Raw genomic sequence first — 21,694 nt, forward strand, 5'->3', positions numbered from 1 at the left:
GGTCTACTCGGGGCCCACCGAGCAGACGGCGAGTAGGCAGAGGTTGCCACCCTGGGTGTTGCTGACGCCGCCGGGCGCGGTGTCGCCGGGTGTGCCGCCGCCCAGCGAGCAGCGGGCGAGCAGGCAGAGGTTGATGCCTTGTACGCCCTGGTAGGCGGCCGTTTCGAGGCGGGGAAGCGGCGCTGCGGCGGCGCGTTGGGATGCGGTGTGGTGCGGTGCCGCTGCGGCGGCCGCGCCTGTCGCAGCCAGGAGCAGGCCCGCGGTGGCCGTCGCCGTGCCCCAGTACCGCAGTGGGCGGGAGATACCCATGGTTCCTCCGGTTGTTCGCTGTGTGTGGCTCGCCTTCTCCTCCTTCGGGCCCGCGGCCGGACGGGATGGGCCGCCGACGCCTGCTGTGGCCTGAATCACAGGGAGTGGCGAGGGGTACGTGGTGCGCGTCGACTCCTGTGGCTCCGGACACACCGGCAATCCGTATCCGCCTCCTCTCCGAATGACCTGTCAGCAAGGCGATCGGGAGCGGCTCTCCGCAGCGCGGAGTACCGCCGAGGAGGGGGAGGTGCGCGATGGGCGGGGCGTACAGGACGCGTTGGACGCGCCGGGCGGACCACGCCCCTCACGGGCACTGCCGACCGCCGCCGCCGTGACGGGGCCGGGGAGCACCCCGCCCGCCCCCGCGCCTCGGCCGTTCTGCCGCCACGTCTTCTGCAAGGGTGATGTCCGCGTGTCCTCCACGCAGGTCTCGAAGAGTCCGCCGCAGGTCCTCCCGCTGACCGCGGCCCAGTCCGGGCTGTGGTTCGCCCAGCGTCTCGATCCCGAGAACCCCTCGTACAACATCGCCGAGTACGCCGATGTGCGCGGCGAGCTGGACCCGGCCGCGCTCGCATGCGCGGTCCGGCACGTCGAGCGCGAGGCGGAGGCGCTGCGGGTCACCTTCGGCGAGCGCGACGGCGTGCCCGGCCAGCGGGTGCACCAGCCGGGCCGGCTCTCGCTCGCCGTGGTCGACCTGACGGGGCACGAGCGCCCCGCCGAGAAGGCGGTCCGCAGGATGGAGCGCGCGCTGGGGCGCGCCGCCGACGTGGCGCGCGGCCCGCTCGTGCGGCTGACCCTCTACCGGCTCTCGACCCGTCACCACCTCTTCCACCAGCAGGTGCACCACCTCGCCCTCGACGGCTACGGTGCCGCGCTGGCCCTCGCCCGGATCGCGGAGGTCTACTCCCTGCTCGTCGCGGGCACGGGCGAGCCCGTGCCTCCCGTGCCCGTGCCGCTCGCGCCGCTCCTCGCGGAAGAGGCCGCCTACGAGGCGTCGGGCGAGCTCTCCGCCGACGCCCGCTTCTGGGCGGAGCACCTGGCCGACGCGCCCGCGGCCACCGGCCTGTCCGACGCGGCCGCGCCCCTCGGCCGCGGGCTCGCCCTGGCCGGTCGCGGTGCCCCGCCCGTCCCCACGGCGCCGTTGCGTGCCGCGGCGCGGGAGGCCCGCGTCGCCTGGCCCACCTTCTTCATGGCGGCCATGGGCGTCTACCTGCACAGGACCCGGGGGGCCGGCGAGGTCGTCCTCGGCCTGCCGGTCACCGGACGGCGCACCAGGAGCGCCCGTACCACCCCCGCGATGCTCTCGAACGTCCTGCCGCTACGGCTCGCGGTGTCGCCGTCCGACACCGCTGCCGAGGTCGCCGCGCGCGCCTCGGCGCAGGCCAAGCGCGTGCTGCGGCACCAGCGCTACCCGGCGGAGCGCCTGCGCCGCGACCAAGGGCTGACCGGTACGCAAAGGCCTCTGGTGGGGCCTTCGGTCAACGTGCTCGCCTTCGACGACGCCCTGCGGTTCGGGCCCGCGGTGGCGACCCTGCACAACCTGTCGATCGGCCCCGTCGAGGACCTGGCGCTCGCCGTCCACGCCTCCTACGGCGACGGTGCCCTCGGCATCGAACTGCTCGGCAACCCGAACCTGCACACCGCCGCGGAACTCGGCGCACACCATGAGCGGTTCGGGCGGCTCCTTGACCAGTTCGTCGCGGACCCGCACCGCCAGATCGGCTCGCTCGGCCTCCTCGGTGGCGGGGAGCGAGGCCGGGCACTGGCGCTCGGCGCCGCGCCCGCCCCCGGTGCGCGGCGGCGGCCATCGACCCTGCCGGAGGAGTTCGCCCGGCAGGCCGCAGCCACTCCGGGCGAGATCGCCGTCGTCAGCGGCGGCGTCCGGTTGACGTTCGCCGAACTCGACGCGCGCGTCGATGTGTTGGCGGCCGCGCTCGCCGGGCGCGGCGCCCGTCCCGGCACCCGCGTCGCGGTCGGGCTGCCCCGCTCGGCCGACCTGGTCGCGGCGATGCTCGCGGTGCTGCGGACCGGCGCCGCCTACCTGCCGCTCGAACCCGCCTACCCGGCCGAGCGGCTGGCCTGGATGCTCGACGACGCACGGCCCGTCGCCCTGGTCGCCACCGCGGAGGCCGCGCGACGGCTCGACCCGCACGCGGCCGTCTCCCTCGTCACCGCGGACACCTCGCCTGCCACCGCGCCCGCCGGTGCAGGCAACGCCTCGGGCGAGCCCCGCGCCACGGCGGCCCCCGCGCCGCACGACGCCGCCTACCTCGTCTACACGTCGGGGTCGACCGGGCGCCCCAAGGGCGTCGTGGTGGAGCACCGCTCGCTCTCCGCCCTCCTCGCCCACCACAGGCGCGAGGCCCACGCCCTCGCCGAGGGCGCGCTAGAGCGGCGGCTGCGGGTGGCGCTCACCGCGGCCACCTCCTTCGACGCGTCCTGGGACCCGGTGCTGTGGATGGTCGCGGGCCACGAGCTGCACATCGTGGACGACGCCACCCGCAGGGACCCCGAGGCACTCGTACGCCACCTCGTCCAGGAGCGCATCGACGCCGTCGAGACCACCCCCACCTATCTGCGACAGCTGATGGCGTGCGGCCTGCTGGCCTCCGCCGTCCACCGGCCCCGGGTGCTCGCCCTCGGCGGCGAGCCCGTCGACGCGCAGCTCTGGGCCGACCTCGCCGCCCACGAGGGCCTGCTCGCCTTCAACTACTACGGCCCCACGGAGGCGACCGTCGACGCGGTCACCGCCCGCGTCACCGGGGGCACGGCACCGGTGATCGGACGGCCCGTGGCCGGCGCCTGCGCCTACGTGCTGGACGCCGCGCTGCACCCGCTGCCCCAGGGCACCGCGGGCGAGCTCTACCTGGCGGGCCCCGGAGTCGCGCGCGGCTACGCGGGGCGCCCCGGGCCCACCGCCGAGCGCTTCCTGCCCGACCCGTACGGGCCGCCGGGGTCGAGGATGTACCGCACCGGCGACCTGGCCCGCTGGAGCCGGCACGGCGCCCTTGAGTACCTCGGCCGCTCCGACCGGCAGGTGAAGGTACGCGGCCACCGCGTCGAGACCGGCGAGATCGAGTCCGCGCTGCGCGCGCTGCCCGGCGTCGCGGCGGCGGCCGTCGCCCTCGTCGCCCCCGACGGCGGGCACGAGCGGCTCAGCGCCTACCTGGTGCCGCACCCGGGCGGCGAGCGTCCGGAGCCCGCGGCCGTCCGCGCGGCGCTGGCCGCCACACTGCCCGAGCACATGGTCCCCACCGCCTACGCCGTCGTCGACCGGCTGCCGCTCACCCCCAACGGGAAGCTCGACACCGGACGGCTGCCCGCGGCCCGGCCGCTGGCCCCCGCAGGAGCCGCACCCCGCACGCAGGACGAGCGGCGGATGTGTGCCCTGTTCGCCGACGTCCTCGGCACGCGGCCGCCGGGCCGCGACGACAACTTCTTCCTGCTGGGCGGGCACTCGCTGCTCGCGACCCGGCTGATCGGCCGGGTCCGCGCCGCCTTCGGCGTCGAACTGCCCGTACGGACGCTGTTCGAGACGCCCACGCCCGCGGGCCTGGCCGCCGCCCTCGCGACGGCCGCGCCCGCGCGGCCCGCGGTCGAGCCCGTGGTGCCGCGGCCCGCGCGGATCCCGCTGTCCTTCGCGCAGCAGCAGCTCTGGCTGCTGGAGCGCATGGGGGAGGGCGGCGCCGCCTACCACCTTCCGGTCGCCCTGCGCCTCACCGGCGAACTCGACCGCGACGCCCTGGCCGGCGCCCTGCACGACCTCGTCCGGCGGCACGAGAGCCTGCGCACCGTGATAGCAGAGGACGCCGAGGGCGCCCACCAGCGGGTGCTGCCACCCGGCGCCGCGGACGTGCCCCTCGTGCACGGCGAGAGCCCCGCGGCACCGGATCGCACACCGTTCGCCCTCGACCGCGAACCACCGCTGCGTGCACGGCTGTTCACCGCCACGGAGCGCGAACACACCCTCGTACTCACACTGCACCACATCGCCGCGGACGGCTGGTCCATGGGCCCGCTGCTGCGCGATCTGTCCACCGCCTACGCGGCCCGCCTGGCCGGCGTGGCGCCCGACTGGGAGCCGCTGCCCGTCCACTACGCCGACTACGCGCTGTGGCAGCGGGCCCTGCTCGGCGACCCCGCCGACCCCGGCTCCGCCGCGGGGCGCAGCCTCGCGCGGGCCGCAGCCGCGCTCGACGGGCTGCCCGCCGAGGCCGCGTTCCCCGCCGACAGGGCCAGGGCCGCACACGGCTCGGGCCGCGGCGGCACGGTCCCCGTGCGGATCGGCGCAGGAATCCACCGTGCGCTCGCCGCCCTTGCGCACTCCTGCGACGCCAGCACCTTCATGGCGCTGCATGCCGCGCTCGCCGCCCTGATGACCCGGCTCGGCGCCGGCGAGGACATCCCCGTCGGCACCCCGGTCGCGGGTCGTGCCGATACTCAACTCACCGATCTGGTGGGCTTCTTCGTCAACACGGTCGTCCTGCGCGCCGACACGTCGGGCGCGCCCTCCTTCCTCGGGCTCGTGCGCCGCCTGCGCGAGGCCGACCTCGCCGCCTACGCCCGCCAGGACCTGCCGTTCGAATGGCTCGTCGAGGAGCTCGCGCCCGCCAGGTCTCTCGGCCGCCACCCGCTGTTCCAGGTGATGCTCGCGCTCAACAACGTGCCCACGCCCGAGTGCGCGCTGCCCGGCCTCGACGCCCGGCACGACCCGTCGGTCGGGCGCACGGGAGCCAAGTTCGACCTCACCTGGGACCTCGCCGAGCAGCATGGCCCCGACGGCGACCCCGCCGGGATCACCGGCGAACTGGAGTACAGCGAGGACCTGTTCGACCGCGGCACCGCGGAAGGCTTCGCCGCGCACTTCACCCGCCTCCTCGACGCGCTGCTCGCCGACCCCGGGACCCCCTTCACCGACGTGGAGTTCCTCACCGCCGAGCAGCGGACCGCCGCGCTCGACCAGGCCGCAGAGCCCGCCGGGCCGCTGGACACCATCCTGCCGGGGGAGCCCGCCGCGCCGGTGGACACCCATCGGCCCTCAGTGCCGACGGGCTCCACCCGGCCGGCGGAGCGCGCCCCGGCGCCACACCACGCGGCCGCGTACGGCGCCGCCCGGCGCACGGTCGTCGACGCCTTCCTCGCACAGGCGGCCCGCACCCCGGAGCGCACCGCCGTCGTCGCGGACGACGGGCGCCTCACCTTCGCCGAACTCCTCGACCGCACCGAGCGGATCGCCGGGCTGCTGGCCGAGGAGGGCGTCGCGCGGGGCGACCGGGTCGCCGTCGCGCTGCCCCGCACCTCCTGGACCGCCGCCACCGTACTCGGCGTGCTGCGCGCCGGGGCCGTTTACGTGCCGCTCGACCCGGCCCACCCCGCCGCGCGGAACGGCATGATCCTCGACACGGCGGCGCCCCGCCTCCTCGTCACCACCTCCGCGCTGCGCGGCGCGCTGCCCGCCACCGTCCCCGGCGTGCTCCTGCTCGACGAGCGGCCGCGCCCCGTCGTGCCGGTCCCCGCGCCCCCCGTGCCGGGTCCCGCCGACGCCGCGTACGTCCTGTACACCTCAGGCTCCACCGGCCGCCCCAAGGGCGTCGTGGTGGAGCACCGGGCGCTGGCCAACCTGCTGGCCGGCCACCGCGAGCGGCTGACCGGGCCCGCCGAGGCCGACAACAACGGCAGACCGCTGCGCGTCGCGCTGACCGCGGCCCTCACCTTCGACGCCTCCCTCGACCCACTGCTGTGGATGGTCGCCGGGCACGAACTGCATATCGTCGACGACGCCACCCGCACCGATCCGGAGGCGCTCACCGCCCGGCTGCACCAGCGCGCGATCGACGTGGTGGAGACCACCCCCTCCTTCCTCGAACAGCTGCGCGCCTGCGGCCTGTTCGCGCCCGGCAGGCCCCGCCCCCGGGTCCTCGCACTCGGCGGCGAGCCCATCGGCGACACGCTCTGGGCCGAGCTCGCCGGCCTCGAAGGCGTCGCGGTGTGGAACCTCTACGGCCCGACCGAGGCCACCGTCGACAGCGTCATGGGGCGCGTCACCCCCGGCACCCGCCCCCACCTGGGCCGCGCCGTCGCCCGCACCCGCGCCCGGGTGCTCGACGCGCGCCTGCGGCCCGCCGCGCCCGGTGCCGTCGGCGAGCTGTACCTGGCGGGTCCCGGCCTCGCCCGCGGCTACGACGCCCGCCCGGGCGCCACGGCCGAGCGCTTCCTGCCCGACCCGTACGGGCCGCCCGGCAGCCGCATGTACCGGACGGGCGACCTCGTCAGGCGCCTGCAGGGCCGCCTCGTCCACGTCGGGCGCGCCGACGGCCAGGTCAAGGTGCGCGGCTTCCGCGTCGAGACGGGCGAGGTCGCCGCCGCCGTCGCGGCCCACCCCGGCGTCGCGCGCGCCACTGCGGCCGTGCGTCCGGGCCCCGACGGCACCGGCAGGCTCGTCGCCTGGGCCGTGCCCCGCGAGGGCCTTGAGCTGTCCGCCGCCGATGTGCGGGCGCACACCGCGGGCTGCCTGCCGCGCTACATGGTGCCCTCCGCCGTCGTCCCCGTACCGGAACTCCCCCTCACCGCCCACGGAAAGGTCGACCACGGCGCCCTGCCCGACCCGGCGGCCGCGCCCGAGCGCTCCGGCGGGCCGCCGAGGTCGGCCAGGGAGGAGATCCTGTGCGCCCTGTTCGGGGAGAGTCTCGGCGTGAGCGGCGTCGGGCGCACCGACGACTTCTTCGACCTCGGCGGCCACTCCCTCATGGCGACCCGCCTCGTCGGCCGCGTCCGCGCCGCGTTCGGTGTCGAACTGCCCGTACGCGCCCTCTTCGAGGCGGGCACCCCCGCCGCCCTCGCGCTCCGCCTCGACGAGGCGGGCGCCGCACGCCCCGCGCTGCGGCCCGCCGCACGGCCCGAGCACCCGCCGCTCTCCCCGGCGCAGCAGCGGCTCTGGTTCCTGCACCGGATGGCGCCCGACGACGCCGCCTACCACATCCCCATGGCCGTCCATCTCGACGGCGACCTCGACACCGCCGCGCTGCACGCCGCGCTCGGGGACGTCGTCGCGCGCCACGAGAGCCTGCGCACCCTGGTCAAAGAGCACGGCGGCGAGCCGTACCAGGCCGTCCTCGACCCCGGGGACGCGCTGCCCGGGCTCCCTGTCACCCCGGCCGAGGAGGCGGGCCTCGGCGCCGCCCTGCGCCGGGCCGCGGCCCGGCCGTTCGACCTCGCGCGCGAAATCCCCTTGCGGGCCGAGCTGTTCCGCCTCGCGGCGGACCGGCACGTGCTGCTCGTGACCGTCCACCACATCGCCGCGGACGGCTGGTCGACCGGTCCGCTGGCCCAGGACCTCGCGGGCGCCTACGCGGCCCGCGCCGCGGGCCGTGGCCCCACCTGGCCGCCACTGCCGGTCCAGTACGCCGACTACACCCTCTGGCAGCACGGGCTGCTCGGCTCCACACACACCCCCGACTCCGCCGCCTCCCGTCAACTCGCCCACTTCCGCGGCCGGATGACCGGCGCACCGGAGGAGACCAGTCTGCCGGCCGACCGGCCGCGCCCCGCGGCGCCCGGCGGCCGCGGCGGGACCGTCCGCGTGCGGATACCGGGCCGCACCGCCGCCGCGGCCGCCGCGCTCGCCCGCTCCTGCTCGGCCAGTACGTTCATGGTGCTGCACGCCGCGCTCACCGCCCTGCTCCACCGGGTGGGCGGCGACGACGACATCGTGGTGGGCACACCGGTCGCCGGGCGCACCGACGAGGCGCTCGACGGTCTGGTGGGCTTCTTCGTCAACACCCTCGTGCTGCGCACCGACCTCACGGGCGACCCGACGTTCCGCGAACTCCTCGCCCGTGTGCGGGAGGAGGACCTCTCCGCCTATGCCCACCAGGAGCTGCCCTTCGAGCGGCTGGTGGAGGAGCTCAACCCGGCCCGTTCGCTCAGCCGCCACCCGCTGTTCCAGGTGATGCTCACCCTCAACAACACCCGCCGACCGCGGCTCGAACTGCCCGGCCTGCGAGCCCGGTTGGACACCGTCGAGACCGGCGCGGCCAAGTTCGACCTGTCGTTCAGCCTCACCGAGGCGGCCGACGCGGACGGCCGCCTGGCGGACGGCGGCATCGGGGGGACCCTGGAGTTCAGCCGCGACCTCTTCGACACCGCCACGGCGCACCGTGTCGCGGAGCTCCTCGCCACCCTCCTCGACCGGGCCACCGAGGCCCCCGACACTCCGCTGTCCGCCCTGCGGCTGGCCGGACCCGCGCAGGAGGCCGCGCTGCTCGCGCGCGGCGACGGCGGCACCCACGCCACCCCGCCCCGCACCGTCCTCGACCACTTCGCCGAGACCGTCGCGGCCGCCCGCAGCGGCGACATCGCCGTCAGTGCGCCCGACGGACGGCTCTCCTTCGCCGAGCTCGACGAACGGGCGGAGCGGATCGCGGCCCTGCTGGCCGCCGCCGGGGTGCGGCCCGGTCACACCGTGGCCGTTCTGCTGCCGCGCTCCACCGACTCGATCGCCGCCCTCCTCGGCGTGCTCAAGTCCGGCGCCGTGTACGCCCCGCTCGACCCCGGCCTGCCCGACGCACGGATCGCGGCGGTCCTCGACGACGCGGCGCCCCGGCTCGTCCTCACCGGCGAGGAGGGTGCGGTCGCGCTCCCGTCGAGCCGGCCCGTCCTCGTCCTGCCACGCCCCGGCGCGAGCGGTGCGCCCGCCCCGGGCCCGCGTGCCCTGCCGGGTCCCGGCGACCCCGCGTACCTCATCCACACCTCGGGCTCGACCGGCCGCCCCAAGGGCGTGCTCGTCGCCCACGGCTCCCTCGCCCGGCTGCTCGAACACCACCGCCGCCACCTCTTCGCCCCCGCGGCCAGGGCCGCCGGCACGGACCGGCTCAGGGTCGCCCTGACCGCCGCGCTCTCCTTCGACGCCTCCTTGGACCCCGTCCTGTGGATGCTGTGCGGCCACACCCTGCACCTCGTCGACGACCTCACCCGCAGGGACCCCGAAGCCCTGGTACACGCCGTGCGCACCGACCGGCTCGACGTCCTCGAGACCACGCCCACCCACGCGGCACACCTCCTCGACGCGGGGCTCCTCGCGCCCGCGGCCCACCGCCCCCGCGTCCTCGCGCTCGGCGGCGAGGCCGTACCCGCCGCCCTCTGGACGCGCCTGCGCGCCGAGGAGGACGTCATGTCCTGGAACCTGTACGGCCCGACCGAGGCGACCGTCGACACCCTGGCCACACCCCTCGCCGCGGCCGAGCGCCCCGTGCTCGGCCACCCCGTCACCGGCACCCGCGCCCATCTGCTCGACGCGGCCCTGCGCCCCGTACCCGAGGGCGTCACGGGCGAGCTCTACCTCGCGGGCGACAGCCCCGCCCTCGGATACGCGGGCCGGCCGGGCGAGACGGCGCGGTCGTTCCTGCCCGACCCGTACGGCCCGCCAGGCAGCCGCATGTACCGCACGGGCGACCGGGCGCGGCGCGCGGCCGACGGCGCGCTGCTGTTCGCCGGGCGCTCCGACCGGCAGGTCAAGATCCGCGGCTTCCGCGTGGAGCCCGACGAGGTCGCGGCCGTGCTGGAGACCCACCCCGCCGTCGCACGGGCCGTGGTGGTGGCCGAGGAGACCGGGGCGGGCGGCCGGCTCGTGGCGTACGCCGTGCCCGCGGACCCCGGCGCGACCGGCGTCGTCGACCTGCTGCGCGGGCACGCCGCCGCCACGCTCCCCGGCCATCTGGTCCCGGCGGCCTGGGCCCTCATCGACACGGTTCCCCTCACCCCGAGCGGCAAGCTCGACCGGCGCGCCCTGCCGGCCCCCACCACGGAGCACACCGGCACCGGACGCACCAGCCCCCGCACCCCGCGCGAAGACGTCCTGTGCACCCTCTTCGCCGAGGCGCTCGGCGTCGAACAGGTCACCATCGACGACGACTTCTTCCAACTCGGCGGCCACTCCCTGCTCGCCACCCGCCTCATCGGCCGCATCCGCGCCGTCCTCGGCACCGATCTGAGCATCCGCGCACTCTTCGAGGCACCCACGGTCGCCCGGCTCGCCGCCCGCATCGCCGACGGGACCGACGACGACCCCCTTACCACCCTGCTGCCGCTGCGCACGACCGGCGACCGGCCCCCGCTGTTCTGCGTCCACCCCGCCACCGGGCTCGCCTGGACCTACGGAGGGCTCCTGCCGTACCTCGACGAGGACCAGCCGGTGTACGGCCTCCAGACGCCGAACCTCGACGGCACGACACCGCTGCCCGACACCATGGCGGCCCTCGCCGCGCGGTACGTCGGCGAGCTGCGCGCCGTGCAGCCGCACGGCCCCTACCACCTGCTCGGCTGGTCCTTCGGCGGGAACATCGTCCACGAGGTGGCCGTACAGCTCCAGGACGCGGGGGAGCAGGTCGCCCTGCTCGCGATCCTCGACGCCTTCCCCGTGCCGCCGCGCGACGGCCTCGACACCGCCGACCGCGACACCGTCTTCCGCGCCCTCCTCGCCAACCTCGGCGCCGACGAGGCCCTCGTCACCAGGAAGGGACCGCTCGCCACCGTCGACGTGCGCGAGCACTTCCGCGCCGTCGGCAGCCCGATGGGCTCGCTCGAACCGGCCACCCTCGACGCGATGGTCGACTCCTTCACCGCCCAGGCCCGGCTCATGCGGTCGTTCACCCCGCGCACCTTCCACGGCCCGGCGCTGTTCTTCACCGCCACCGAGGGCCGGCCCGCCGATCTGTTCACCCTCGACCTGTGGGCGCCCCACATCACGGGCCCCCTCGACAACCACGACGTGGCATGCGCCCACGCCCGCATGTTCCAGCCCGCGGCACGGGCGCAGATCGGTCCGATCCTGGCCGCCGCCCTCCGTCCGCTCCACCGCACCGCACCGGGAGACCCCGCATGACGAACCCCTTCGACGACCCGCGCATCCAGCACCACGTCGTCGTCAACGACGAGGACCAGCACGCCCTGTGGCCTTCCTTCGCGGCCGTCCCCGACGGCTGGATGGTCGTCTTCGGCCCCGCGGAGCAGGCCAAGTGCCTGGAGTACGTCGAGCAGTACTGGACCGACATCACCCCCCGCAGCGCCCGCCCCGCAGCCGCCGCCTGACACCGGAACACCCGCTCAGAGAGGACACCATGACGCGGCAGCACGAGGCTCAGGCGGCGATCCGCGCCGTCGGCCTCACCAAACGGTTCGGCACCAGGCAGGCCCTCGCAGGCGTCGACCTCGAAGCCCCCGCGGGCACCGTCCTCGGGGTGCTCGGCCCCAACGGGGCGGGCAAGACCACCACCGTGCGCATCCTGTCCACCCTGCTGCGCCCCGACGCCGGTCGCGCCTGGGTGGCCGGGCGCAACGTCGCGTCCGACCCGCACGGCGTCCGCGAACGCCTGGGCCTCTCCGGCCAGTACGCCGCCGTCGACGAGAAGCTCACCGGCCGCGAGAACCTGTACCTGGTGGCCCGCCTCTACGGCATGCCACGGCGCGCGGCCCGCCGCAGAGCCGCCGAACTCCTCGCGGACTTCCGCCTCCAGGAGGCCGCCGACCGGCCGAGCGGCACGTTCTCCGGCGGCATGCGGCGCCGGCTCGACCTCGCGGGGGCGCTGGTGGCGAAGCCGCCCGTGGTCGTCCTCGACGAGCCCACCACCGGGCTCGACCCACGCGGCAGGACCGACACCTGGGGCGCCGTCAGAGAGCTGGTGGCCGCGGGCACGACCGTCCTGCTGACCACCCAGTACCTGGAGGAAGCCGACCAACTCGCCGACTCCATCGCGGTGATCGACCGCGGCCGCGTCATCGCCCGCGGCTCCGCCGGCGCCCTCAAGGCGCGCGTCGGCGGGGAGCGGCTCGCCCTCACCCTGCCGGACCCCGGCTCGCGCGCCCGCGCCCTCGGCATCCTCGCGGGCCTCGGCCCGCACACCCCCGACTTCGACCCGCGCACCGGCCGCTGCACCGTCGCCACCGACGACGGCGTCCGGGCCCTGGAGCACGCGCTGGCGCTGCTCCGCCTCGCGGACGTGGCCGTCGAGGAGGTGTCGCTCGCGCCGCCCACCCTGGACGACGTGTTCCTCGCGCTCACCGGCGGCGACCGGGCGCGGCGCGCGGAGCCGGGCCGCAGGGGCCCCGTGTCGCACCGCAGGGGGGCGGCGTGAGCGGCCCCGCGCGGACCCTCAGGGACGCGGGCATCCTCGCCGGGCGCAACCTCCTGAACCTGCGCCGCACCCCCGGGTCCGTGATCGCCGCGCTCGTCCAGCCGGTCATGTTCGTCCTGCTCCTCGCCTACGTGTTCGGCGGCAGCCTCGGCGGCGCCGGCTACCGCACGTTCCTGATGGGTGGCATCTTCGCCCAGGCGGTCACCTTCAACGCCGCGTTCACCGCGCTCGGCCTCGCCGCCGACCTCGACAAGGGCATCGTGGACCGCTTCCGCAGCCTGCCCATGCCGAGGACCGCGGTCCTCCTCGGCCGTACCCTCTCCGACCTCCTGATGAGCGCGGTGACGCTGACCGTCACATCGCTGTGCGGGCTCCTCGTCGGCTGGCGCACCGCCGGGTCGCTGCCCGAGGCGGTCCTCGCCTACCTCGTCGTCCTGCTGTTCGCCTTCGCCATGTCCTGGGTGGGTGCGACGATCGGCCTGGCCGCCAGGAGCGTCGAGGTCGCGCAGAGCGCCGGCCTCGTCTGGCTGTTCCCCGTCACCTTCGTGTCCTCGGCCTTCGTCTCCACCGCCACCATGCCGGGCCCGCTGCGGACGGTCGCCGAGTGGAACCCGGTCTCCGCCACGGCGACCGCGATCCGCGGCCTCTTCGGCAACCCGCCACCGCCCGGCACCGACCCCGGCCACGCCTGGCCCGTCGTCCACGCCCTGCCGTACGCGGTGGCCTGCGCGGCCGCCATCACGGCCCTCTTCATGGGCCTGGCCGCCGCCAGGTTCCGCCGCGTCACGCGCGGATGAGGCGCGGTCGCCTCGGCGGAGTGCGGCGGACAGCGGCGTCGGCAGCCCGGACCGCCGGGTGCGGTTGAGCTTGCCAAGACGGCCCAGGGCGGCCGAAACCGCCCTGGGCGCGGGCCGCCGCGTCTCCGTACCGTGCGTGTGCGGGACGGAGAAGTCTCGCGTGTCCGCCGCCCGGCGGCCGTGTGCCCCGGCCCGCGGCCGCGGCGCCCGCGCGACTCCACCCCTCGCGAAGGAGTACGTCATGGACGAGAACCCCCGCTGCCGCGTGCTGCGCAACGACGAGGAGCAGTACGCGCTTGCGCCCGCCCACGCCGTGGTCCCGGCGGGCGAAGCCGCCGTCCCCGGGGCGGGCGACGCCGGTGTGGAGGCGGGAGTGGGAGCCACCGCCCTGCTGGTCGCCGCCGCGCGCGCCATCGAGTCGCACCGCCCCGACGCGCTGGTGCACGACCCGTACGCCGAGCACTTCGTACGGGCGGCCCGGGCTTCGGCCGGCTGGCCCCTGCGGCCCGAGCAGGTGCCCGGCGGGGACGCCGACCCGCTGTGGGGGAGGCTCGGCGGCTACTTCGCGCTGCGCACCAGGGCGTTGGACGACGCGCTGGGCGAGGCGGCGGGCGCGGGGATCCGCCAGTTCGTGCTGCTCGGCGCGGGTCTCGACACCAGGGCCTACCGGCTGCGGTGGCCGGAGGGCACCACCGTGTGGGAGGTGGACCGGCCCAACGTCCTCGCCTTCAAGGAGCGGGTCCTGGCCGACGCGCAGGCCGTCCCCGCGGCCGGCCGGGTGGCCGTCCCCGCCGACCTGCGCGAGGACTGGGCGCCCCTGCTGCCGGCGGCGGGGCTCGACCCCGCCGCACCCACCGGCTGGCTCGCGGAGGGGGTGCTGCTCTATCTGCCCGGTGAAGCAGAACGGCAACTCCTGGCAGCGGTGGACGAGTTGAGTGCGCCGAAAAGCGCGCTGTGCTACGAGATCAAGCCCGTGCGCGAGGTCGAGGCCCTGCGCGAAAGCCCGGTGTACGCGGCGGCACGCGACCGGCTCGGAGTGGACCTGCTCCGCCTCTTCGACGGCCGGTCGCGCCCCGACTCGGCATCCGACCTCGCGGCCCGGGGCTGGCGCTGCTCGGTCCAGAGCCCCTTCGACCACACGCGCCGCTACGGGCGCGGACCGCTGCCCGAGCCGGACGATGCGCTCGCCGACAACCGCTGGGTCTTCGCCGAGAAGACGGCGTCCACCGCCTGCTGACGACGCCCGCCGCCGGCCGGCGAAGACCGCCCAGGATCCGGCGCGGCTCCTGCCTGCACCGCCGCGCACTCGGCCCGCGCGTCTCTTGACAGGCTCTTGTCACGGGCGGAACACTCCGGAATGGGAGAGCGCTCTCCCGCTCTCGCGTACCGGCCGCCGTCCCGGCGGGGCCCGCGGCCGGCCCTCCGTTCCCCCTCGCAGGACCATGCAGTAGGAGGCATCCATGGCACGGAAGTCCAGAGTCTTCTCCGTGTTGCTCTTATTCACGGCGACGAGCCTGACCGCGATCGGTGTGGCCGACATCGCGACGACCGGTAGCGCGTCGGCGGACGGCGCCCCCGTGGCGCACGCGATGCCCGCCGCGCACGCCGGGGCCGCCGGTATGCGGATGCCCGTCTCCACGCGCGCGTCGGGCGACGATCCGGACGGCGACGGCTACATCATGGCCGACCCGCCGGTCACGGGCGTCACGCCGTCCACCTACGACCCGCCGCACGCGTACTTCCACGAGTTCCAGGCCAAGTGCGCCCCCGACCACACGCTGCCCGACGACCCGATCGTCTTCCCCGGACAGCCGGGGAAGTCCCACGATCACACGTTCATGGGGAACACCGGCACCGACGCCGGTACCACCACCGCCTCGCTGGACGCGGCGGGCACCGCCTGCCTCGCGCCCGGCGACAAGTCCGCGTACTGGATGCCGAGTCTGTACGACGGGGACCAGAAGATCCTGCCGATCGGACCCCAGACGATCTACTACAAGTCCGGTGTCACCGACTACACCAGTGTGCGCCCGTTCCCCAAGGGACTGCGCTTCGTCGTCGGTGACCCGATGCAGACGCTCGACGAGTTCAAGAACCTGAAGGGCACGGTCGAGGGCTGGGAGTGCGGGACGTCGTACAAGAACTTCGACTTCCCCGCGACCTGCCCCACCAGTCAGGACACGCAGCTCAACCTGCGGCTCCAGGCGCCGAGTTGCTGGGACGGCATCCACCTGGACACCCCGGACCACAAGAGCCACATGGCCTACCCGGTGGCCACGGGCGCCAACCAGAACGTGTGTCCCGCCGACCATCCCGTCGCGCTTCCGATGATCGAGTTCAAGATGGCGTGGCCGGTCAACGGTGACATGTCGCAGGTCAGGCTCTCCAGCGGCAGGGGGTACTCGTTCCACTACGACTTCTTCGACGGCTGGGACGACGCCACCCTCAGCGCCATGGTCACGCACTGCGTCAACGGCGGTCTTCAGTGCGACGCCCACGGCTACGACGAGTCGCAGCCCCAGAAGGGCGCCGTTCTGGACGACAACTACGAGCTCCAGTAAGGCGGTCGGCGCCGAGAGGCGCGCGCCTCGCCGGCCGGTCGTGCGCCTCCGCGCGCGGCGGCCGGCGCCCGGGCCCGGCAACTCCCCACCCCCCACCAGCCCTCCAGCCGAGGAGAACGCGATGCACCGACCCCCTGCCCGGTCCGCCGGGCCCGCCGTGCGCGCCGTCGCGCCGCTCGCAGCCGCTGTCCTGCTGGCCGGTGCCGTGGTCGGCCTGCGGGCCCCGGCCGCGCACGCGGCGGGCGACGTGGTCAAGGTGACGGGATCGCAAGGGAACTGGCAGTTGACCGTCGACGGCTCCCCGTACCAGATCAAGGGCCTCACCTGGGGCCCGTCCACCGCCGACGCCGCCAGGTACATGCCGGACCTCGCCTCGATGGGCGTCAACACCGTGCGCACCTGGGGCACTGACGCGACGAGCGCCCCGCTGTTCGACGCGGCGGCCGCCAACGGCGTCAAGGTCATCGCCGGCTTCTGGCTCCAGCCGGGCGGCGGCCCGGGCTCGGGCGGCTGCGTCGACTACCTGAAGGACACCGCGTACAAGAACGACATGCTCGCGGAGTTCCCCCGGTGGGTCGACACCTACAAGGACAACCCCGGCGTACTGATGTGGGACGTCGGCAACGAGTCCGTGCTGGGGCTCCAGAACTGCTACAGCGGGACCGAGTTGGAGAGCCAGCGCGACGCGTACACGACCTTCGTGAACGACCTCGCGAAGAAGATCCACCAGGTCGACCCCGACCACCCGGTGACCTCCACCGACGCGTGGACCGGCGCCTGGCCCTACTACCGGAGGAACGCCCCCGACCTCGACCTGTACGCCGTGAACTCCTACGACGGGGTGTGCGACATCAGGAACACCTGGGAGCAGGGCGGGTACACGAAACCGTACATCGTCACCGAGACGGGCCCCGCCGGTGAATGGGAGGTGGCGGACGACGCCAACGGTGTGCCGGACGAGCCGACCGACCAGCAGAAGGCCGACGGCTACACCAAGGCGTGGAACTGCGTCACGGCGCACCGCGGGGTCGCGCTCGGAGCCACGATGTTCCACTACGGGACGGAGGACGACCTCGGCGGCGTGTGGTTCAACCTCCTGCCCGACGGGCTGAGGCGCCCGTCGTACTACGCCGTGAAGAAGGCGTACGGCGGCGACACCTCGCACGACAACACCCCGCCCGGCATCACGCAGATGACGGTCGGCGGGGCGGACCAGGGTGTGGAGACCGGGGGCGAGGTCACCGTCACCGCCAGGGCGACCGACCCGGACGGCGACCCCGTCGCCCGCCAGGTGCTGTTCAGCAGCAACTACATCGACCAGAACAACGCACTCGTGCCCGCGGACGCCACCGACCACGGGGACGGCACGCTCACCGTCAGGGCGCCGGACAAGGTGGGCGTCTACAAGGTCTACGTGAAGGCCACGGACGGCCACGGCAACGTCAGCTACGGGGCCCGTTCCCTGAAGGTCGTCGCGCCGAAGCCGGCCGGCAGCGACGTCGCACGAGGCAAGCCGGCCACCGCGTCGTCCTTCCAGACCGACCCGACGGGCGGCTGCCCGTGCACGGCCGCCGACGCCGTCGACGGCGACGCGACGACCCGCTGGTCGAGCGACTGGAGCGACCCGCAGTGGCTCCAGGTCGACCTCGGGGCGCCGACCTCGTTCCACCACGTCCAGCTCTCCTGGGAGGCCGCCTACGCGAAGGCCTACGACATCCAGGTGTCGCAGGACGGGCAGAGCTGGACGACGGTGAAGTCCGTGACGGACGGCAACGGGAACGTCGACGACCTCGACGTCGACGGCACCGGCCGGTACGTGCGGGTGTACGGCACCGCACGCGGCACGGGATACGGCTACTCGCTCTACGAGTTCGGCGTGTACAGCTGACGCCGGGGGCGGCGGTGCGCGGACGGCGCAGGGGCGAGGCGCCGCCGCACCTCGCCCCTCAGGCCGACTCCCGCACCACGAGCTCGGGCGTGAAGACGACCGAGGCGACAGGCCGGTCCTGGTGCTCGATGCGCTCCTGGAGCAGCCGCGCCATCTCGGCCGCCATGTCCTCGACCGGCTGCCGCACCGTGGTGAGCGGGGGATCGCAGGACACCGCGGCCGTGCTGTCGTCGAACCCCACCACGGCCACCTCGTCGGGCACCCTCCTGCCGTGGTCGCGCAGGGCCTGGCACGCGCCCTGAGCCATCAGGTCGTTGGCCGCGAACACGCCGTCCAGATCCGGGTGTCCGGCGAGCAGGGCGGTCATCGCCCGCGCACCGCCGCGGAAGGTGAAGTCGGCCTCGGCCACCGGCGGGCAGGGGGAGCCGTGCCCGGCCACGGCGTCCCGGAAGCCGGCCAGCCGGTCGTGGCCCGACGCGACGTCCTGCGGCCCCGCGATCGTCACGAGCCGCCGGCACCCCCTGGCCAGCAGATGGCCGGCGGCGAGCCGCGCACCGTCGTAGTGGGCGAGGTCCACGTAACTGATCGGCACGTCGTCCGGGGGACGGGCGAACAGCACCGCGGGCAGCCCGGCCGCGGTCATCAGCGCGGGCAGCGGGTCCTGCGCGTGTGTGGAGACGATCAGCGCGCCGTCCGCGCTCCCCTGCCGCAGGAACCCGACCGCCTGCTCGCGGGCGTCGGCCGTCTCCGCGAACATCAGCACCGGATGCATCGAGCGTGGCCTCAGGTACGCGATGACACCGCTCACCACGCGACCGAAGAAGGGATCGGCGAACACCCGCGAGGCGAAGGCGTTCTGCTCGGTCTCCGAGTCGTCGCCCGCCCCGGAGACGATGAGCGCGATGATCTCGGCGCGGCGCGTCACCAGCGAGCGCGCCGCGCGGTTGGGCGCGTATCCCGTCGCCGCGACGGCCTGCCGCACGCTCTGCTGGATCGCCGGGTCGACGTTGCGTATCCCGTTGACGACCCGCGAGACCGTCGCCCGGGACACCCCCGCCGCCCGCGCGACGTCTTCGAGCGTGGGCCCCCCGGACGAGCCACCCGGCTCTCTGCTCATGGAGCCCCACAGTACAGGGGAGAGCGCTCACCGCCAGCCCCCGCCGCCGACCGCCGTCTGCCCGCTCTCCGACGGCGGCTCCTACGTCAACGGCGGGGCGCTGTGCGCGAGGTGCGGGGCGGGGACGTCTGCTCGTCGGTGGGAAGGGTGACGATCTCGACGTTGCCCGCTTCGCGGAAGGGGGCGAGCTGCTCCTCGGTGGCCGACGCGTCGGTCACCAGGGTCCACGGGCGTTGCAGCGGTGCCCAGGCGGTGAAGGGGGAGCGGCCGATCTTCGTGCTGTCGGCGAGTACGTAGACGGCGTCGCCCCGGGCGGCCATGACCTCCTTGGTCCTGGTCTGCACGGGGCTCGCCTCGCAGATGCCGCGGTCGGCGGTGAGCCCGTCGGCGCCGAGGAAGACCCGGTGGGCGGAGAAGCGCTGGAGGTTCATGTCGGTGACGGAGCCGACGAAGCCGTGGCTGATGTGGCGCAGTGACCCGCCGAGACCGATCACGTCCACGGCGTCGGCGTCCGCCAGTTCGGCGAGGGCCGTGAGCCCGTTGGTGATCACCGTGAGCCCGGTGCGGCGGCGCAGGTGGCGGGCCGCCCTGGCGACCGTCGTACCGGCGTCGAGCATCACCGTCTCGCCTTCGCGCACCTGTGCCGCGGCCCAGCGCCCGATGGCGTCCTTCTGCGCCCGGGACTCCCGGGCCCGCTGGTGCAGGGGGGACTCCACGGGGGCGCCGAGCGGGACCACGGCGCCGCCGTAGGTGCGGGTCACCGCCCCGTCCGCGGTGAGGCGCGTGAGGTCGCGCCTGATCGTGGACGCGGTGACGTCGAGCCTGCCCGCCAGCGCCTCGACGCTGACCTCGCCCTCGGCCGAGAGCAGCGCGAGAATGCGCCTGCGCCGGTCGGCGCTGTTCATGTCGTTCCCTTCGTACGGCCTGTCCGTCCGCCCTGTCAGCGGCCTGTCGTGCCGGACGACGGCGCGCGCGGCGCGAGCGCCACGGCCTGGCGGAGCGCCTCGATCATGCTGGCCTCGTCCGCCGCGCCGGTGCCCGCGATGTCGAACGCGGTGCCGTGGTCGACCGACGTCCTGATCACCGGCAGGCCGACCGTGATGTTCACCCCCGCGTCGAGGCCGAGCACCTTCACCGGGGCGTGGCCCTGGTCGTGGTACATCGCGACCACGAGGTCGAAGTCCCCCCTGCCAGCCCGGAAGAACACCGTATCGGCGGGGAGCGGCCCGTGGGCGTCGATCCCGGCGGCGCGGGCCTCCTCGATGGCTGGGGCCACCTTCTCCTCCTCTTCTCCGTGGCCGAAGAGGCCGTTCTCGCCCGCGTGCGGGTTGATGCCGCACACCGCGATGACGGGCTCGGCGACGCCGGACTCCCGCAGCGTGCGGTGGCCACGCTCGATGGTGCGGCGGACCAGCCCCGGCTCGATCCTGTCGATGGCGTCGCGCAGCCCGATGTGGGTGGTGACGTGGATGACCTTCAGCCGGTCGCTCGTCAGCATCATGGAGACCTCGTCGACCCCGGTCAGGTGCGCGAGCAGCTCGGTGTGGCCCGGGTAGGCATGGCCCGCCAGGTGCAGGGCCTCCTTGTTGAGGGGCGCGGTGCAGATCGCCTGTATCCGGCCCGCCATGGCGTACTGCGCCGCCCGTACGACGTACTGGTACGCGCCCTCGCCCGCGGCCGGAGAGAGCGCGCCGAAGGGCAGCCCCGCCGGGAGCAGGCCGAGGTCCACGACATCGAGGGCCGAGCCGTCGGCGGACGCCTGCGCGGGGTCGTCGACGGCGCGCACCACGGTGTCGAGGCCGCAGATCTCCACCGCCTGTTCGAGTCGCGCCCTGTCGCCGATGACGACCGTGCGGCACAGGCCCTTCGTCTCGGGCGCGTGCAGGGCCTTGACGATGACCTCGGGGCCGATGCCCGCGCCGTCGCCCATGGTGATGCCGATGATCGGCTCGTCGCTCATGCCGTTCCTCTCGCGTCTGTCGCATGCGTCCCGGGGCCGGCCGGGCCGGTGTCCCGCGGCGCGGTGCGCGGGGGTGCGGGGGCGCCGCCGTGCGGGGGCGCCGCCGCGGGGAGGGCGAGCCGCACCAGGGTGCGGGCGTCGCCGAAGCTGCCGGACTTGGTGGCGATCTGCCGGGCGGTGCCGTCGTCGGTGACGGACAGCACCGCGCCGGGCTCCGCCTCGCCGGGCAGCCGCAGCGACGTGGTGCGCGCGACGGTCAGCACGGCCCTCGCGGTGGCGCCGCCCGTGAGGACGGCCGTGTCGGCGCCTGTGACGTCGTCGGCGATCACCCAGGCCCAGGCCCGGGCTCCGGTCACCGTGTGCCTCCTGTCAGCAGGTCCGCAGCGCGCGATGGCGGGGAGGGCCACCGGGCTGTCACGATAGCCAGCGCTGCGCGTTTCGCGCAATTGTCTGCCCCGATTCTTGCGTGGAACGCGCCATCGATACAAATTCGTTGGCACAAACCACGCTGTCGTGCACAGACCGAGCAGGATTTCCCCTGCGGCGGCCCGGGAGCGCCCGACGGATCGGCCGGCGGAAGCACGGCCCACGGGCGCCCCGCTCCGCATGGCCCACGCGATCGCTGCCGGAGGAGACGTGGCGCCACACGGAGTCGGCGGGACCCGTGTGCCGGGGCCCGCAGGACCGGCGGGGGGGGGCAGGACGTGCCGGCCGGTTTTGGCTGAGGCCGGCGTCGGCCGCGCGCCTGTCCCGGCGAAGCCGGAGGCGCTGTCGCCGCACGGGCCGCTCGCGATGAGGGCGTGACCGCGCCGGAGCGATGCGGCCATGGTGTCCAACGGCCGCCGTGGACGCGGGCATCCGGCCGACTGCCTCGGCGGGCCGAGGCCGCCAGGACCGCCGCCCGGTGGGCCCGTCGGAGCCGCGTCCGTGGCCG

General features: G+C 75.1%; 12 protein-coding genes. 7 read left to right on the forward strand and 5 right to left on the reverse strand.

The genetic code is table 11. The features are described from left to right. Positions 1 to 3 precede the first annotated feature (3 nt). The gene (locus AB0910_RS10810) at positions 4 to 309 is read right to left on the reverse strand and encodes a hypothetical protein (RefSeq protein ID WP_366744204.1); all 306 of its coding nucleotides are present in this window, start codon (positions 307 to 309) and stop codon (positions 4 to 6) included. Between the two features lie 412 nt (positions 310 to 721). Between AB0910_RS10810 and AB0910_RS10815 the strand changes: the two genes are divergently transcribed. The 7 genes from AB0910_RS10815 (at position 722) to AB0910_RS10845 (ending at position 17,683) form a co-directional block, all read left to right on the forward strand. Further along, on the forward strand, positions 722 to 11,188 hold the full coding sequence (locus AB0910_RS10815; protein ID WP_366744205.1) for an amino acid adenylation domain-containing protein: 10,467 nt from the start codon (positions 722 to 724) through the stop codon (positions 11,186 to 11,188). Beyond that, positions 11,185 to 11,394, forward strand: a complete 210-nt coding sequence (locus AB0910_RS10820) for an MbtH family protein (RefSeq protein ID WP_366744206.1) — start codon at positions 11,185 to 11,187, stop codon at positions 11,392 to 11,394. Before AB0910_RS10815 ends, AB0910_RS10820 begins: the two co-directional genes overlap by 4 nt. Positions 11,395 to 11,423: 29 nt before the next feature. Continuing rightward, positions 11,424 to 12,437 (forward strand): ATP-binding cassette domain-containing protein, encoded by a 1,014-nt coding sequence (locus AB0910_RS10825; RefSeq protein WP_366744207.1) that lies wholly within the window; start codon positions 11,424 to 11,426, stop codon positions 12,435 to 12,437. After that, complete coding sequence (locus tag AB0910_RS10830; protein ID WP_366744208.1) at positions 12,434 to 13,234, forward strand: ABC transporter permease; 801 nt, start codon at positions 12,434 to 12,436, stop codon at positions 13,232 to 13,234. The genes AB0910_RS10825 and AB0910_RS10830 overlap by 4 nt, the downstream gene beginning before the upstream one ends. A gap of 241 nt (positions 13,235 to 13,475) precedes the next feature. Continuing rightward, positions 13,476 to 14,471 carry an SAM-dependent methyltransferase gene (locus AB0910_RS10835; protein ID WP_366744209.1) on the forward strand — a complete coding sequence of 332 codons (996 nt, stop codon included), beginning with the start codon at positions 13,476 to 13,478 and terminating at the stop codon, positions 14,469 to 14,471. 223 nt (positions 14,472 to 14,694) lie between these two features. Continuing rightward, a complete protein-coding gene (locus AB0910_RS10840) occupies positions 14,695 to 15,795 on the forward strand; it encodes a DUF1996 domain-containing protein (protein WP_366744210.1) in 1,101 nt (366 codons plus the stop codon). A 121-nt stretch (positions 15,796 to 15,916) separates the two neighbouring features. Then, positions 15,917 to 17,683, forward strand: coding sequence for a discoidin domain-containing protein (locus tag AB0910_RS10845; RefSeq protein WP_366744211.1), 1,767 nt, complete (start codon positions 15,917 to 15,919; stop codon positions 17,681 to 17,683). A gap of 58 nt (positions 17,684 to 17,741) precedes the next feature. On the opposite strand, the gene AB0910_RS10850 is transcribed toward AB0910_RS10845, so the two are convergent. From AB0910_RS10850 to AB0910_RS10865, 4 genes are all read right to left on the reverse strand, one after another. Further along, entirely contained in the window at positions 17,742 to 18,800 is a 1,059-nt protein-coding gene (locus AB0910_RS10850; protein WP_366744212.1) for a LacI family DNA-binding transcriptional regulator, read from the reverse strand. Between the two features lie 86 nt (positions 18,801 to 18,886). Then, positions 18,887 to 19,705: a DeoR/GlpR family DNA-binding transcription regulator gene (locus AB0910_RS10855; RefSeq protein WP_366744213.1), complete on the reverse strand. Its 819-nt coding sequence runs from the start codon at positions 19,703 to 19,705 to the stop codon at positions 18,887 to 18,889. A gap of 35 nt (positions 19,706 to 19,740) precedes the next feature. Then, on the reverse strand, positions 19,741 to 20,760 hold the full coding sequence (gene pdxA / locus AB0910_RS10860) for a 4-hydroxythreonine-4-phosphate dehydrogenase PdxA (protein ID WP_366744214.1): 1,020 nt from the start codon (positions 20,758 to 20,760) through the stop codon (positions 19,741 to 19,743). Then, positions 20,757 to 21,116 (reverse strand): nucleotide-binding domain containing protein, encoded by a 360-nt coding sequence (locus AB0910_RS10865; protein ID WP_366744215.1) that lies wholly within the window; start codon positions 21,114 to 21,116, stop codon positions 20,757 to 20,759. The genes pdxA and AB0910_RS10865 overlap by 4 nt, the downstream gene beginning before the upstream one ends. Positions 21,117 to 21,694: the final 578 nt, after the last annotated feature.

It is taken from the genome of Streptomyces sp. NPDC047002 (genome assembly GCF_040704505.1).
Classification (GTDB): Bacteria; Actinomycetota; Actinomycetes; order Streptomycetales; family Streptomycetaceae; genus Streptomyces.